This window comes from Corallococcus sp. CA041A (genome assembly GCF_003612075.1).
Taxonomy (GTDB): domain Bacteria; phylum Myxococcota; class Myxococcia; order Myxococcales; family Myxococcaceae; genus Corallococcus; species Corallococcus exiguus.
This window is the reverse complement of the sequence record NZ_RAWF01000261.1, coordinates 1-13894: the sequence shown is the minus strand read 5'-3', so window position 1 is coordinate 13894 and position 13894 is coordinate 1. Positions and strand designations below refer to the sequence as shown.

Annotated in this window: 14 protein-coding genes; 2 read left to right on the top strand and 12 right to left on the bottom strand. The window is 70.9% G+C overall.

The genetic code is table 11. The features are described from left to right. Positions 1 to 791 (top strand): metallophosphoesterase (locus tag D7V77_RS33725; RefSeq protein ID WP_147452245.1); only part of this gene is annotated, 791 nt, incomplete at its 5' end. Here the strand turns inward: D7V77_RS33725 and D7V77_RS33720 are convergent. The 7 genes from D7V77_RS33720 to D7V77_RS33685 all read right to left on the bottom strand — a co-directional run bounded on the left by D7V77_RS33720 (position 769) and on the right by D7V77_RS33685 (position 8054). Next, on the bottom strand, positions 769 to 1887 hold the full coding sequence (locus tag D7V77_RS33720; protein WP_233597398.1) for an alpha/beta fold hydrolase: 1119 nt from the start codon (positions 1885 to 1887) through the stop codon (positions 769 to 771). The genes D7V77_RS33725 and D7V77_RS33720 overlap by 23 nt on opposite strands. Positions 1888 to 2000: 113 nt before the next feature. Continuing rightward, positions 2001 to 2858 (bottom strand): hypothetical protein, encoded by an 858-nt coding sequence (locus tag D7V77_RS33710; RefSeq protein ID WP_147452244.1) that lies wholly within the window; start codon positions 2856 to 2858, stop codon positions 2001 to 2003. Between the two features lie 140 nt (positions 2859 to 2998). After that, positions 2999 to 3889 (bottom strand): hypothetical protein, encoded by an 891-nt coding sequence (locus tag D7V77_RS33705; protein WP_120580378.1) that lies wholly within the window; start codon positions 3887 to 3889, stop codon positions 2999 to 3001. Then, positions 3886 to 4158 carry a hypothetical protein gene (locus D7V77_RS33700; RefSeq protein WP_233597397.1) on the bottom strand — a complete coding sequence of 91 codons (273 nt, stop codon included), beginning with the start codon at positions 4156 to 4158 and terminating at the stop codon, positions 3886 to 3888. Before D7V77_RS33700 ends, D7V77_RS33705 begins: the two co-directional genes overlap by 4 nt. Positions 4159 to 4290: 132 nt before the next feature. Then, positions 4291 to 4647: a ribosome assembly RNA-binding protein YhbY gene (gene yhbY, locus D7V77_RS33695; RefSeq protein ID WP_120580376.1), complete on the bottom strand. Its 357-nt coding sequence runs from the start codon at positions 4645 to 4647 to the stop codon at positions 4291 to 4293. Positions 4648 to 4678: 31 nt separating this feature from the next. Continuing rightward, a complete protein-coding gene (locus tag D7V77_RS33690; protein ID WP_120580375.1) occupies positions 4679 to 7135 on the bottom strand; it encodes a DnaJ domain-containing protein in 2457 nt (818 codons plus the stop codon). Positions 7136 to 7241: 106 nt separating this feature from the next. Next, the gene (locus tag D7V77_RS33685) at positions 7242 to 8054 is read right to left on the bottom strand and encodes a hypothetical protein (protein WP_120580380.1); all 813 of its coding nucleotides are present in this window, start codon (positions 8052 to 8054) and stop codon (positions 7242 to 7244) included. Between the two features lie 68 nt (positions 8055 to 8122). On the opposite strand from D7V77_RS33685, the gene D7V77_RS33680 reads away from it, so the two are divergent. Beyond that, the gene (locus tag D7V77_RS33680) at positions 8123 to 8902 is read left to right on the top strand and encodes a TSUP family transporter (protein ID WP_169822364.1); all 780 of its coding nucleotides are present in this window, start codon (positions 8123 to 8125) and stop codon (positions 8900 to 8902) included. A gap of 1 nt (position 8903) precedes the next feature. On the opposite strand, the gene D7V77_RS33675 is transcribed toward D7V77_RS33680, so the two are convergent. The 5 genes from D7V77_RS33675 to D7V77_RS33655 form a co-directional block, all read right to left on the bottom strand. Next, positions 8904 to 9425: a YfbM family protein gene (locus tag D7V77_RS33675; RefSeq protein ID WP_120580373.1), complete on the bottom strand. Its 522-nt coding sequence runs from the start codon at positions 9423 to 9425 to the stop codon at positions 8904 to 8906. 7 nt (positions 9426 to 9432) lie between these two features. Then, the gene (locus D7V77_RS33670) at positions 9433 to 9942 is read right to left on the bottom strand and encodes a biotin/lipoyl-containing protein (protein WP_120580372.1); all 510 of its coding nucleotides are present in this window, start codon (positions 9940 to 9942) and stop codon (positions 9433 to 9435) included. Positions 9943 to 9981: 39 nt separating this feature from the next. Beyond that, positions 9982 to 11499, bottom strand: a complete 1518-nt coding sequence (locus D7V77_RS33665) for an acetyl/propionyl/methylcrotonyl-CoA carboxylase subunit alpha (protein ID WP_120580371.1) — start codon at positions 11497 to 11499, stop codon at positions 9982 to 9984. 40 nt (positions 11500 to 11539) lie between these two features. Then, positions 11540 to 12154, bottom strand: coding sequence for a hypothetical protein (locus D7V77_RS33660; RefSeq protein ID WP_120580370.1), 615 nt, complete (start codon positions 12152 to 12154; stop codon positions 11540 to 11542). 121 nt (positions 12155 to 12275) lie between these two features. Further along, positions 12276 to 13838 carry an acyl-CoA carboxylase subunit beta gene (locus tag D7V77_RS33655; protein ID WP_120580369.1) on the bottom strand — a complete coding sequence of 521 codons (1563 nt, stop codon included), beginning with the start codon at positions 13836 to 13838 and terminating at the stop codon, positions 12276 to 12278. Positions 13839 to 13894: the final 56 nt, after the last annotated feature.

Below are 13894 nucleotides of genomic sequence, written 5' to 3'. Positions count from 1 at the left end.
CTCTCGCTCTGGGTGGGGGACTGGCGGGGTATGGGAGCTGGCGCGCGTTCACTGCTCCGGAGGTCACGGAGGTGGTGGTTCGCATTCCGAAGCTGCCCCGCTCGCTGGACGGCTTCAGCATCGTGCAGCTCACCGACCTGCACGTGGGCCCCTTCATCCAGCGGCGCTTCATGGATGAGCTCGTGCGGCGGGCCAATGCGCTCAAGCCAGACCTGGTCGCCATCACCGGTGACCTGGTGGATGGCACCGTGGCCCGGCTGGGCGGCTTCGTCGCGGCGCTCGGCAACCTCCATGCTCGCTACGGGAGCTTCTTCGTCACCGGCAACCATGACTATTCGTCCGGCGCGGAGGACTGGGTGGCCCACCTGGGCTCCATGGGCATTCCTTCGCTGCGCAACCGGCACGTGCGCATTGGCGACGCGGGCGGCGCGTTCGACCTGGTCGGCGTGGACGACTGGCACGGCGGCCGGCGCCTGGGACAGAAGGGCTATGACCTGGACCTGGCGCTCGCGGACCGCGACCCCGAGCGCGCCGCGGTGCTGCTCGCGCACCAGCCCGCCAACTTCAAGGTGGCCGCGGAGCGCGGCGTGGACCTCCAGATCTCCGGCCACACCCATGGCGGCCAGCTCTTCCCCATGACAGCGCTCATCGGGTTGAGCTGGGAACACTCCTCTGGCCACTACCGGCACGGCGATTCACATATCTACGTCAGCCGGGGCTGCGGCTTCTGGGGGCCCCCCATGCGGCTGGGCAGCCCCCCGGAGCTCGTCAAGCTGGTGCTGACTTCATGAGGAACGCGTCCAGCGCGGCGTTCACCGCGTCCGGATGGTCCAGTTGGATCCAGTGGCCGGCGCCCTCCACCACCTGGTGCGCCACGCCTTCCCCCAGCCGGTGGAGGCTGTGCGGCGCGTCGTTGTCCGGCGCGACGAGCGAGAACTTCGGCCCCGGGTAGCGCGCGAGCGCCGCCGTCAGGTCGAAGCGCAGGCTGGAGCGCTGCACGGCCGTCACGGCGGACAACGGCGTCGCGTCCAGGTCCGCCAGCAGCCGCTCGCGCACGTCCGCGCGCGGCCCCGCCATCTGCGCCCAGTCCTGCCGCACCGCCTGCGCCACGTCCGGCGCTTCCAGCGAGGCGAGGTATGCGGCCACCTGCTCCTCGGGGTACTGGCGCGAGTCCGTCATCGGATCCACCAGGAACAGGCCCGCCACCTGCCGCGGGTTCTCCCCCGCGTACGCCAGCGTCACGCCCCCGCTGATGCTGTGCCCCACCAGCACGAAGCGGCGCAGCCCCAGCGCTCGCACGACGGCGGAGATGTCACCGGCGAGCGACTCCAGCGTGTAGTCCTCCGGCTCCGGCACGGTCGAGCCCCCGTGGCCGCGCAGCTCCAGCGCGATGCCCCGGCGGCCCTGACGGGCCAGGTGCTCCAGCTGCGCCTGCCAGTGGGACGCGTTGCCCGCGAGCCCGTGCACGAAGACGACAGGCAAGGCCTTCCCGCCGCCGCCGGTGTCCACCAGCCGCAGGTCGCCCGCGGGCCCCGCCACCCGGAAGTCGTCGAAGCGGATCCGCTGGGGCTCGAAGGCCTGGCCTTCCGCGAAGGGGACCTCGTAGTGGGTGACGTGCACGTCCCGGTCGATGAGGTAGCGGTCGTCCTCCGGGAAGAAGATGGCGCGCTCCGGCGAGTCCCCCGCGAAGCGCTTCACCGCGTCCATGGACTCCCACAACGTGACGAGGAGGAACTCCGCGCGTCCGTCCGCCACCTTGCGCAGGCAGTACGCGGCCAGGTTGCCCGGCGTGCGCCGGTAGTGCGTGAGGCCCGTCTGGTGGAGATAGGCGAGGTAGGCGTCGGCGTCCTCCGCCTTCGTCACCCCGCGCCAGGTGCGTGCGAGCATTCCAGGTTCCTCGTACCCCAAAAGGATGGAGCCGCGCATGTAGCGCGCCCGGTGGGAGGTCGGCCACTCCTCGGTGGCCCGGGCGTGGGCGGGACGACACCTGGCTTTGGGACTCAGCGAGGCTCGGGCGTCGCGGTGCTCGTGGCGCCGAACGCGGGCGGTGAGGCATTCAGTGCTCCCACGGCGTAGGTGCCGTCGTAGCCGTCCGGGTCCTCCGCGTTCTTCTGGAGCGTGATGCCCGGGGCCTGCGCTTCGCCCCGGCTTCGCAGGGACTGCTGGCCACAGGTGTCCGCCGTCATGCCCCGGCAGATCCACGCGGAGCCCCCGGTGTTCGCCAGGTCGAGCGACACCAGACCGGGCTCCGCTTCGAGCAACCGGTGCGTCATGAACTGGAGCTTGTCGTTCCAGGGCGCGCCCACGTCGCGGCGCGCGTGCAGGTTGCCCACGAGCACGATGAAGGTGTCTCCACGCGCCTCGCTCCGCGCCTGACGGAGCTGCGCCGCCATCGTGTCATCGCGGTCCTTGCCACCCGCGTCGAACGCCACCACCCGCAGCGGCAGCCCCGCGTGCCTCAACTCCCTCGCGCGCTCCAGCAGGCTCCGCATGGCTTCACTGCTGCGGCCGTCCTGCACCTCGCGGCGCCAGAAGGCACTGTCGGGGGGGCCTTCGGACCCGCCCGCGACGAACGCGTCCAGGCGCGCCTGCTCCTCCACCGGGAGCTCCAACGCCAGCCGCACCGGCTGTCCCGCCGCCGCCGCGTGACACGCCAGCCGCGCCGCGAAGGCCGGAGCCTCCTGCGTGCCGTGAATCTCTCCCAACACGACGAAGGCCGCGGGCTTGAGCACCGCCTCCATGCCGGGAATCACCGGGCCGCAGTCCGCCTTCGCCTGTGCCGCCGGTGCTTCTCTCGCCGTCCGGCATCCCGCCAGAAGACAGGTGGCCAAAAGCAGGGACGTCGGGAAGGAGCGCATGGGCGGGGAGCCTCCAGTGAGGAGAACGGGGAGTCCCAGTCTCCTCCAGCCCCGTGCCCCTGGAAACACGACGGCCCGCCCCGGAAGACGGAGCGGGCCGGTGGTGGCCTCGTGCGTCAGCTCGACGCGGGCGGGCCGTGTCAGGCGGTGGGGACGACGACGCCCGGGCTGGACTGGCGCTGGGCCGACATGAGCGCCGAGCGCTGCAACCACCCTGCGAGCCCCAGCATCGCGAGCCCCGAGGTGCGCAGCGTGCGCAGCAGCTCCACCGCCTCCGCGGGATTGCCGGGCAGCAGCGGCGCCAGCCACTCGCGCGCGTCGTAGAAGAGCCACACCGCGCCGGACACGCCCATGGCCCACCACACCCACGCGAGCCGCCCGCCGCGCAGCATGTACGCGACGCGGAGGATGGGCGCGACGAGCAGGATGGTCGTCATGTCCGCCAGCGTGGACGCCAGCGCGATGACCGCCGTGCACGTGGCCGCGAAGCCCTGGCCCAGGTGGCCCACCGCCGTGACGAGCGCCGGCCCACCCACCGCCAGCGCCGCCACCGCCGCCACCGCCCACAGCAGCGACGCGCGGGAGCTGGGCGGCGGCTGGAGGCCGGACTGCTTGTAGGTCCGGGACAGCAGCACCAGCGCGAACGTCGTGCACACGTTCGCCAGCACCACCACGCCCATGCGCACGGGCAGCAGCGGCGACTCCGTGAAGGGCACGTCCGGCACCGCGTGCATCCAGTAGCTGCGCAGGGCCGTGCTGACGAGCGACAGCACCGCGCCCGCCGTCAGCAGGCCCCACACGCGGCGCAGGTAGTCCCCCGCGCCGAACGACAGCGCCGCCGCCGCCGTGCCCGCCACCGCGAGCAGGCCCACCGTCCAGCCCGCCACGTCACCCACGAGCGCCAGCCGGGGCGCGTCCTGGAACGACGTGGCCACCGCGGCCAGGTGCACCAGCTGGAGCACCACGACGGCGCCCAGCCACGGCGCCATCCGCTTGAAGGCGCGACCCGAGGAAGAACGGGGGGCGTTCATCGCAGCTTCTCCATGGCCTTCGAAATCTCCGTGAGGGTGTTCGTCGTGCGCACCGCGCCGATGAAGACGTTGAGCATGGGTTTGAGGCCCTCCAGCACCTGCGGCACGTCCTGAACGCCCACCTGCTCCGGTGGACGCTTGAGGGCCCGCAACGCAGCGGTGTGGATGGCCATCTTCGCGGTGAAGTCACCCAGGAGCGGCTCCAGGTGATGCATCAGCACGTCGTGCCAGCCGGGGGAGGCTGAAGGGGAGGACGAGGAAGTCTGCACGTCACCTCCGCGGGGGGAAGACCCCCAGCGTAGGGACATTTCGAACCCGGTACGAGGGTCCGACTGCCCTCGAACCCGCAGAAAGTGCGGGGATGAGTCTGGATTCCCCGCGACCTCTGGAAAACGGTGCGGCTAACGGCGGCGCGGCTTCTTCTCTTCGTCCGCCTTGGGGGCCGGACGGGGCTCATGCGGGCCCTTGAGGATGTCCTCGAAGTGGGACTTCTGCTTGCGGCGCTTGAAGAAGAGGGCGGTGCGGCCCAGGAGCTGCGCGAGCTCCGAGCCGGTGGCCTCGGCGATGCTGTCGGCGCCTTCGTGGCGGCCTTCCGGGCCTTCGTTGATCTTCACCTTGATGAGCTCGTGGTCGTTCAGCGCCTGCTCGATGGCGGCGATGACGCCCTCGGTGACGCCGGACGAGCCGACGATGACCACCGGCTCCAGGTGGTGGCCGAGGGCCCGCAGGTGGCGGCGTTCTTTCCCGGTGAGGGGCATGGGGGGGTGTCTCCTTGAAAAGGCGCGCACCCTACTTCTTTTGCGACGCCATGCGGACCTCTCGCATCGCATCGATGTGGTCCGGTTGCAGCTCGACCGTCCGCTTGAAGTGCTTGAGGGCCCCGGCCGCGTCGCCGCACAGCTTGGCGATGACGCCCAGGAAGTAGTGGGCGGGGGCGCACCGCTCGTTGCGTTTAAGGGCGGCCTGGATTTCGCGGAAGGCCTCCGGCTGGGCGGCCTTCTTGTCCGGGGCGACGAGGAAGCGCGCATAGCCCCGCCAGGCGAAGAACTCGGGCTCTTCCGCGTTGAGGGAGATGGCCTCGTTGAGCATCTTCACGGCCTCCGGGTACTTGCGCGCCTTCACCAGGATGCAGGCCTTCTGGAAGAGCTCTTCCGCCTGGAGGATGGCCTGGATGTCCACGCCGTCGCCGCCGCCGTTCTTGAGCTCCTCGATGTAGGCCGCGCGGCTCTTGTCGTCGGAGAGGGCGCGGTAGGCGTCACCGATGTACGCGAACACCTCCGCCTTGAGCTTCTCCAGCTCAGGGGGGGCGCCCTGGGGCAGGGTGTCCGGGTGGTAGAGCTTGGCCAGGCGGAAGTAGGCGATCTTCACCGCGCTGCCTTCGGTCTGTTCGGTGAGGCCCAGCCGCTGGAAGTGGTTCTGGCCCTTCAGGGTCGCGGCGAGCTGGCGCAGCGCGGGCAGTTCGTCCGAACCGGGCGCGGGACCCGAGGCGGCCGGGGCCGCCGGAGCGGCGACGACGGGCGGAGCGGGCCGGGCGGCACCGGGACCCGCCATGGGAGCGGCTCCAGCAGGGGCACCCGGGGGACGCGCACCCGGGCCCGCGGCAGGGGCGGCTCCGGCGGAGGCACCCGGAGGAGGACGGGGCGCCGCCCCCGGGCCCGGGCCCGCCGTGGGCGCGGCGGCCGGACGCGCGGCACCGGGACCCGCCACGGGGGCGGCACCGGCGGGGCGCGGCGCGGCACCTGGACCGGCGACAGGCGCACCGGGCGCGGCACCCGGACCCGCGACGGGCGCTCCGGGTCTGGCTCCAGCGCTCGCGGCGGCAGGTGCTCCGGGCGCGGCACCCGGGCCGGTGGCTCCAGGTCCCACGATGGGCACGGTGCCGGATGGACGGGTCGGGTTCCCCGCACCCACGGTGGGGACGGTGCCGGACGGACGGGTCGGGTTGCCCGGGCCCGCCGTGGGGCCGGAGGCCGCCGTCTGCGCGCGCGAGGCCGACGCGAAGGAGACGCCGTTCAGCTCCTTCAGCAGGAACGCCACGCGCAGCAGGTGATCCGTGTCCTGCGGCACGTCCTGGAGCAGCTGCCCCAGCGAGCGCACCCCGTCGATGAAGGAGAGCGCGCGGACCTCGTGCGGCGTCAGGCGCAGCTCGCTGGAGGCCACCCGGCCCCCGGACTTCATGATGGGCATGGGCAGCACGAAGGCCAGCCGCCGCTTGAGGTCCGCCGTCGGCATGCGCCGCACCTGGTCGCTGATCAGCGCCCAGCGGTTGCCCAGCGGCATCGCCTTCTGCGCGGGCAGGTCCCGCGCCTCGAAGGTGAACGTGCCGGACTCCGCACGCAGCGCCTTGCCCAGGATGCCCAGCGCCCGCTGCGACAGCTGCGTGAACGCCGTCGCCGGCTGGAGCAGCCCCAACCCGAACAGCGCCGCGAGCAGGTCGCCTCCGAAGCGCTCCTTGGAACCCTCCGCCTGCTGGAGCTGCTCCGCCGTCAGGAGCCTCGCGCCCATCAGCGACACGCCCAGCGCGTCCTCCGCGTGCGACGAGTCCACGTACTCCGGGCTGCCCTTGCGGAAGTGGACCGACAGCGTGCGGTCCGAAAGCCCCAACGTCAGCAGGCCCGTCTGCTCGCCCGCGGCGATGCGCCCATACAGCTGCAGGGGTGAGCACTGCTGGAGCTGCCCCTGCGGCGGCACCGTGTTGGTCCCGTCATCCGCCGGACTCTGCGGTGCCTGCGGAGCCGCCGCCGGAGCCGCTCCCGCGCCAGGTGCTCCCGCCGGACGGGCCGCCGCGACCGGAGGACCCGGAGGCCGCGCGGCCGCGACAGGGCGTCCCGCCGCGTCGACGGGCGGACGCACGGCTCCAGGCCCGGGCCGCATCGCGCCAGGGCCCGCCATGGGCGGCCGGGTGCCAGGACCCGCGACAGGGGCCATTCCAGGGCCCGCCATGGGCACGGCGGCCGGACCCGCGACGGGCGCGGCAGGGCCGGGTGGGGGCGGAGCGATGGCCGCGGGCGTGGATTGCAGCAGCGACGCGGGTGCGCCGTCGCCCCACAGCTCCCGGGGGAACGAGTCCCGCACCTCCGGGAAGCGCCACGGGAAGGCGAACTGCAGGCCATCGATGGAGACCTGGATCTTGCCCTGGATGGAGCCGCTGTCGATGAGCAGCTCGATGGTCGCGCCCGTCAGGGGGCCCCAGGTGGTGCCCCGATCGTTCCGCACCCAGTACTGCCGGACCTCGCCCTCCGCCATGTGCCGTCCTGCTCCCAGTCCCTGGATCGCCGAGAAGTTGGAATTTTATCGCCGCCCGTGCCCGCGTCCAAGCAGACGACGTCACACGAGCGGCCGGACGGGCGTTTCAGGGCGTGGCGCCCTCCATCGCCGCCAGCCCCACGTTGGCCAGACACGCCGCGTCGGCCTGCTGCTCGGCGGGCGGGTCGAAGCAGTACACCTCGCTGTCGAAGACCTTGCAGATGCCCGCCGGGGTCCCCGCGCACGCCACCTTTCCGTACGCCGTGGTGCAGTTGAAGCCGCACACCGGGCCCACCTCGCTCAGCTTGCACTGGGGCGCCGGCAGGCCCTTGCCCCATGCGCAGAGCGCCGCGGGCGACGGGTCGAAGCAGGTGAGGTGGCCGTTCTGCGCCTTGCACACGCCCAGGGGCGACTTCGCGCAGCGCACCCCTTCGGAGGCGTTCACGCAGTTGTAGCCGCACGCCATCTGCACGCCGTTGCTGACGCACTGCGCGCGCGGCACCTGCCGGCCGAACACCGCGAACACCGCGGCGGGCGGGTCGAAGCACATCACGTTGCCCCCCTGGCTGCGGCACGCGCCCGCGGGCGTCTTCGCGCACTGCACCTTGCCGAAGTCCGTGGCGCACCCGTACCCGCAGCCCACCACCCCGTCGATGGTCTTGCACTCCGAGTCCGGCAGCGCGGCGCCGTACGCCTTCACCACGTAGGCCGGCGGGTCGAAGCAGGTGGCCTGTCCGTCGATGACGGTACATCTGCCCTGGAGCGTCTGGGCGCACCGCACGCGCTGTCCATCCGACTTGCACGCATAGCCACAGGACACGTGCCCGTCGATGGAGCGGCACGTGGCGGTGGTCGCGTCAGGCGTCGAGGGCGGCGCGGCGAGCGTCAGCGCCAGCACGGTCATCAGGGTCGCGAGCATGGACCCCATTGACCCCCAAGCTTCGACCCCGCGCAAGTAAGGGTGATAAGCGGGGCGCCATCGTGGACATGGACGTCAGCGCAGTGCAGCTGGTGCTGTTGTGTGTCGCCGCGCTGAGCGCGGGCTTCGTGGACGCCATCGCGGGGGGCGGCGGGCTCATCAGCCTGCCCGCGCTCCTGGCGGCGGGCCTGCCCGCGCACGTGGCGCTGGGCACCAACAAGGGGCAGTCCGTGTTCGGCTCGGGGGCGGCGATGGTGCGCTTCGCGCGCGCGGGGCTGGTGGATTGGAAGCTGGCCCGAGCGACGTTCCCCTTCGGCCTGATGGGCGCGTTCGGCGGCGCGGCGCTGGTGCTGCTGCTCAAGCCGGAGGTGCTCAAGCCGCTGGTGCTGGTGCTGCTCATCGCGGTGGCGGTGTTCCTCGCCTTCCGCCGCACACCGCCGAAGAAGGACGGCGTGGAGCCCTCACCCCGGCCGCGCGCGCAGGCCATCGGCGCGCTCATCGCGCTCTGTCTTGGCACCTATGACGGCTTCTTCGGTCCGGGCACGGGCACCTTCCTCATCGTGGCGTTCTCGTCACTGCTGGGCCACGGCCTGGCGCGCGCGTCCGCGGACGCGAAGGTGGTGAACTTCGCCTCCAACCTGGCGTCGGTGGCGCTCTTCACGCTCCGGGGCGTGGTGCTGTGGAAGGTGGCGCTGCCCATGGCCGCCGCGCAGTTCACCGGCGCGTGGCTGGGCGCGCACGTGGCGGTGAAGGGCGGCGACCGGGTGGTGCGCGTCGTGGTGCTCGGCGTGGTGGCCGCGCTGGTGCTGAAGCTGGGGTACGACGTGTGGCGGGGCTGGGCGGCCTGATTCAGCCGATGTGCACGAGCAGGCACAGGCCGCGCTTCGCCACGGCGGCGGTGAACTTCTGGAGCTCCACGAAGTAGGAGAGCAGCTCCTCCAGCGGATCCACATCCTCCGCGGGCTCCTCCTCGTCCCAGGTGCCGGGGTAGATGTCCTCCGCCTGGAGCGTCGCGGGGTCGAAGCGCTTGCGCAGGTCCTCCACGGAAGCCTTCTTCAGCGCCTCCGCCAGCGCCTTCACGGCGGCCACGTCGAACACGCGCGCGGTGCCTTCATCCGACGGGATGTCGCCCACGTCCTCGCCGCCGCGGACCAGGAAGTCCAGGGGCGGCGTGCCCTCCCAGGCCGTGCCGGTGAGCAGGTACTGGAGGCCGTGCCACGCCTCGCCGATGTCCAGCTCCAGGAACGATGCGCCCTTCGCGTCGCCGAAGTCCTCCTCGTCCTCCAGGAAGGGCTCCAGCGCTTCGGGCGCCTGGTGCAGGGACTGGCGCTGCGACTCGGTGGTGCTGCGCAGCGTGCAGAGCATCTCCATGGGGCGGCTACTCCACGACGACGAGCTTGGCGTTGTTCTCCACGGCGGTGCCTTCCTTGGCGAACACCTCCGTGACCTTGCCGGCCTTGGGGCTCTTGAGCTCGTTCTCCATCTTCATGGCCTCCACGACCACGAGCCCCTGGCCCTCCTTCACTTCCTCACCGACCGCGACCAGCACCTTCACCACCTTGCCGGGCATGGGCGCGAGGATGACCTGACGGCCCTCCACGGAGAAGCTACCGGCCGCGGCGCGCATGCGCAGCTTGCGCTCATCCGCGACGTCGGTGCGGTTCACCTGTCCGCGCACCAACGTTCCAATCTCGTCGCCGTTCTCCTCGAACTCGACGTTGTAGGACTGGCCGTCCACCAGGAGCGACAGCGTGCCCTGGTCCACGGACAGCGCGTCCACCTGGAACGTCTGGCCGTTCACCGTGAGCCGGTAGCGGTCCTGGCCCAGTGACTCCAGGTCCACCGGCACCGCTTCCTTCTGGCCCTGCTGCTTCGTGAAGTAACGCATGAGGAAAGGTCCTTCCGGAGGCTTGCGGGAGGAAGCAGGTCAGCGGCGGCGGCTCTTCAACGCCAGACGCCACGGGCTGATGCGGCCAGGGGCGTCACCGCCACCGGCGCGCGACGGCAGCGTCTTCGCGCGCTTCTGGTCGCGCTGGAACGCGTGCAGCGTGCTCGCGAGCAGCGCCACCTCGCTGAGCCTGGTGTCCTCCTCGCCCAGCAGCGCCGTGTGATGGCGGGTGAGGAAGCTGGTGTCGTAGTCCCCGCCCACGAACTCCGGGTGGGACAGGATGCCGTGCAGGTAGCGGATGTTGGTGGTGATGCCCTTCACCACGTACTCGGACAGCGCCCGCTTCGCCCGCGCGATGGCCTCCTCGCGCGTGGCGCCCCACACGGACAGCTTGGAGATCATGGGGTCGTAGTAGTTGGGCACCGTGAAGCCCGCGAACACGCCCGAGTCGTCGCGCACGTTCGGGCCGCTCGGCACGCGCAGCGCGTGAATCTTGCCGGGGCTGGGCATGAAGTTGCGCGCCGGGTCCTCCGCGTACACGCGCACTTCGATGGCGTGACCGCGCGGGGTGGGGGCCTCGAAGAGGGGGAGCTTCTCCCCTTCCGCGGCGCGAATCTGCATGGCCACCAGGTCCAGGCCGGTGACCCACTCGGTGACGGGGTGCTCCACCTGGAGGCGGGTGTTCATCTCCAGGAAGTAGAAGTTGCGGTGCACGTCCACCAGGAACTCCACCGTCCCGGCGCCCACGTAGTTGACGGCCTTGGCCGCCTTCACCGCGACCTCGCCCATCTTCGCGCGCATCTCCGGCGTGAGGATGGGGCTGGGCGTCTCCTCCACCACCTTCTGGTGACGGCGCTGCGCGGAGCACTCGCGCTCGTTCAGGTGGATGGTGTTGCCGTACTGGTCGGCGAAGACCTGGATCTCGACGTGGTGAGGCTTCTCCAGGTACTTCTCGATGTAGACCGCGTCGTTGCCGAAGGCGTTGAGCGCCTCGCTCTTGGCGGAGCGCCACGCGGAATCGAAGTCGGCCAGGCCCTCCACGCGGCGCATGCCCTTGCCACCGCCGCCGCCGGCGGCCTTGAGCATGATGGGGAAGCCAATCTGCTGCGCGTACTCGCGCGCTTCCTCGATGGTGGCGATGGGCTCGGTGGTGCCGGGGACGACGGGCACGCCCGCCTTGATCATGTTGGCGCGGGCGCGGGTCTTCTCGCCCATGGCGTCCATGGCGGCGGCCGGCGGGCCGATGAAGATGATGCCGGCCTTCTCGCAGGCGCGCACGAAGGACGCGTTCTCGGAGAGGAAGCCGTAGCCGGGGTGGATGGCGTCCGCGCCGGACTCCTTCGCGACCTCCAGGATGCGCTCCTGCACGAGGTAGCTCTCGCGCGAGGGCGGGGGGCCGACGAAGTAGGCCTGGTCGGCGGTGCGCACGTGCAGCGCGGAGCGGTCTGCTTCGGAGTACACCGCCACGGTGGCGATGCCGAGGTCCTTGCAGGTGCGCATTACCCGGATGGCGATCTCGCCGCGGTTGGCGACGAGCACTTTGCGGATCTTGGGCATGGGCGCCCGTCTAGCATGGGGCGCCCGGGATTGCCCGCCCCTACTTGCGCAGGTTCAGGTACTCATCCATCAGCTGCTTCGCCTGGGCGAGCTTCGCCTCCACGTAGCGGTCGTCCTCGTCCGGCTCCGGGGGCGGGGCGGGGTGCGAGGGGGCCTCCACGGGCTTGCCATCCGGCCCGAAGTCCACCGCCGCCGCCAGCAGGTTGCGCGCGGCATTCCCGCTGAAGAGGCGGGCCAGCCCCGTCGTCTCCACGTCCAGCCAGCGCGCGGCCTGGCGCAGGACGTCCAGGTACTCGCCCTCCATGGCGCGGGGTGGGCGGCTGGGGGCGGCCATGCAGACGCGTGCGTAGCTGTGTTCCCGGTCCACGTACATGCCCATGGAGCGGTCGCGGAAGTCCTTGGAGAGGGCCTGCGTCATCGCGTCCAGGTGCTCCTCGGGGGAGGACACCTTGCCGGACATCTTGCCGGAGACGAGGGGGATCTCCGCGACGTGCCAGCCGCTGTCAGCCAGTGCTTCCGGACGGGACTCCACCCACTTCACTTCAGGACAGGGGAGGTCCAGCCCCTCGCACACGCCCTTGAGCGTCTGACGCAGAGCGGTGAGGTTTCCTTCGACGTCGGAGAGGAAGAGAACGAGTCGGCGCTGCTGGGACACGTGGGGGGCTCCTTGAGTGGCCCCGTGAAAGCCCCGGCGTTAGCTGAGAATTTCCGGAAGTGACGACGCCCGCCTGCCCCCCAGGCGACGGGAGGCCTGCGGGCGGGTTCCGGGACTACTGCTACAGCGGGATGTTGCCGTGCTTGCGCGGCGGGTTCTCCTGCCGCTTGTCCTTGAGCATCTCCAGCGCGCGGATGACCTTGGCGCGGGTCTCCTCCGGACGGATGACCTCGTCGATGTAGCCCAGCTCCGCCGCCTTGAACGGGTTGGCGAACTTCTCGCGGTAGTCGTCCGTGAGCTTCTTGCGCTCGGCGTTGGCGTCCTGGGCCTTGATCAGCTCGTTGCGGAAGATGATGTTCACCGCGCCTTCGGGACCCATCACGGCGATTTCAGCGGTGGGGTAGGCGTAGTTGATGTCCGCGCGGATGTGCTTGGACGCCATGACGTCGTACGCGCCGCCGTAGGCCTTGCGGGTGATGAGCGTGATTTTGGGGACGGTGGCTTCCGCGTACGCGTAGAGCAGCTTGGCGCCGTGGGTGATGATGCCGCCCCACTCCTGGTCGGTGCCGGGGAGGAAGCCGGGCACGTCCACCAGGGTGAGCAGGGGGATGTTGAAGCAGTCGCAGAAGCGCACGAAGCGCGCGGCCTTCACGCTGGCGTCGATGTCCAGGCAGCCGGCGAGCACCGCGGGCTGGTTGGCGACGATGCCCACGCTCTTGCCGTTCATGCGCGCGAAGCCGACGACGATGTTCTTCGCGAAGTGCTCCTGCACCTCGAAGAAGTGCTTCGAGTCGACGATGGCGCGGATGATCTCCTTGATGTCGTAGGGCTTGTTCGGGTTCGCCGGGACAATGGACTTGAGCGACTCCTCGGCTCGGAACGGGTCGTCCTCGCACGGCTGCGAGGGCGGGTCCTCCTGGTTGTTGGAGGGCAGGAACGAGAGCAGCTCGCGCGTCATGGCGATGGCGGCCTGCTCGTTCTCCGCGGCGAAGTGGGCCACGCCGGACTTCTGGTTGTGCGTGAGCGCGCCGCCCAGGGACTCCTTGGAGACCTCTTCGTGCGTCACCGTCTTGATGACGTCCGGGCCGGTGATGAACATGTACGACGTGTCCTTCACCATCATGATGAAGTCCGTGATGGCGGGCGAGTACACCGCGCCGCCCGCGCACGGCCCCAGGATGAGCGAAATCTGGGGGACGACGCCGGACGCCAGCGTGTTGCGCAGGAAGATGTCCGCGTAGCCGGCCAGGCTCTCCACGCCTTCCTGGATGCGCGCGCCGCCGGAGTCGTTGAGCCCGATGACGGGCGCGCCCACGCGGGTGGCCAGGTCCATGATCTTGCAGATCTTCTGGGCGTAGGCGCCGGACAGCGAGCCGCCGAAGACGGTGAAGTCCTGGGCGAAGACGAACACCTGGCGGCCTTCCACGGTGCCGTAGCCGGTGACGACGCCGTCGCCCAAAATCTTCTTGTCGCCCATGCCGAAGTCGTTGCTGCGGTGGGTGACGAACTTGTCCAGCTCGCTGAAGGAGCCGGGGTCGAGCAGCAGGTCGATGCGCTCGCGGGCCGTGAGCTTGCCGGCCTCGTGCTGCTTGGCGATGCGGTCGGCGCCGCCGCCCTGCTCGGCCTGCTGCTCCATCTGCTGGAGCCGTGCGCGCAAGGGATCGTTCTCGGGGGTCGTGGCCATGGGGGGCGCTCTAACACGATTGGACGTCGCTGGCAGCGCTTCCCTTGCTCCTGGAG

What these genes read in the sequence shown, in the direction of transcription:
- D7V77_RS33655 (WP_120580369.1), bottom strand. Translation starts at nt 13,838, where the DNA reads ATGGCCACGACCCCCGAGAACGATCCCTTGCGCGCACGGCTCCAGCAG.
- D7V77_RS33675 (WP_120580373.1), bottom strand. Translation starts at nt 9,425, where the DNA reads ATGGAGATGCTCTGCACGCTGCGCAGCACCACCGAGTCGCAGCGCCAG.
- D7V77_RS33710 (WP_147452244.1), bottom strand. Translation starts at nt 2,858, where the DNA reads ATGCGCTCCTTCCCGACGTCCCTGCTTTTGGCCACCTGTCTTCTGGCG.
- D7V77_RS33690 (WP_120580375.1), bottom strand. Translation starts at nt 7,135, where the DNA reads ATGGCGGAGGGCGAGGTCCGGCAGTACTGGGTGCGGAACGATCGGGGC.
- D7V77_RS33685 (WP_120580380.1), bottom strand. Translation starts at nt 8,054, where the DNA reads ATGCTCGCGACCCTGATGACCGTGCTGGCGCTGACGCTCGCCGCGCCG.
- D7V77_RS33670 (WP_120580372.1), bottom strand. Translation starts at nt 9,942, where the DNA reads ATGCGTTACTTCACGAAGCAGCAGGGCCAGAAGGAAGCGGTGCCGGTG.
- D7V77_RS33665 (WP_120580371.1), bottom strand. Translation starts at nt 11,499, where the DNA reads ATGCCCAAGATCCGCAAAGTGCTCGTCGCCAACCGCGGCGAGATCGCC.
- yhbY (WP_120580376.1), bottom strand. Translation starts at nt 4,647, where the DNA reads ATGCCCCTCACCGGGAAAGAACGCCGCCACCTGCGGGCCCTCGGCCAC.
- D7V77_RS33705 (WP_120580378.1), bottom strand. Translation starts at nt 3,889, where the DNA reads ATGAACGCCCCCCGTTCTTCCTCGGGTCGCGCCTTCAAGCGGATGGCG.
- D7V77_RS33680 (WP_169822364.1), top strand. Translation starts at nt 8,123, where the DNA reads ATGGACGTCAGCGCAGTGCAGCTGGTGCTGTTGTGTGTCGCCGCGCTG.
- D7V77_RS33720 (WP_233597398.1), bottom strand. Translation starts at nt 1,887, where the DNA reads ATGCTCGCACGCACCTGGCGCGGGGTGACGAAGGCGGAGGACGCCGAC.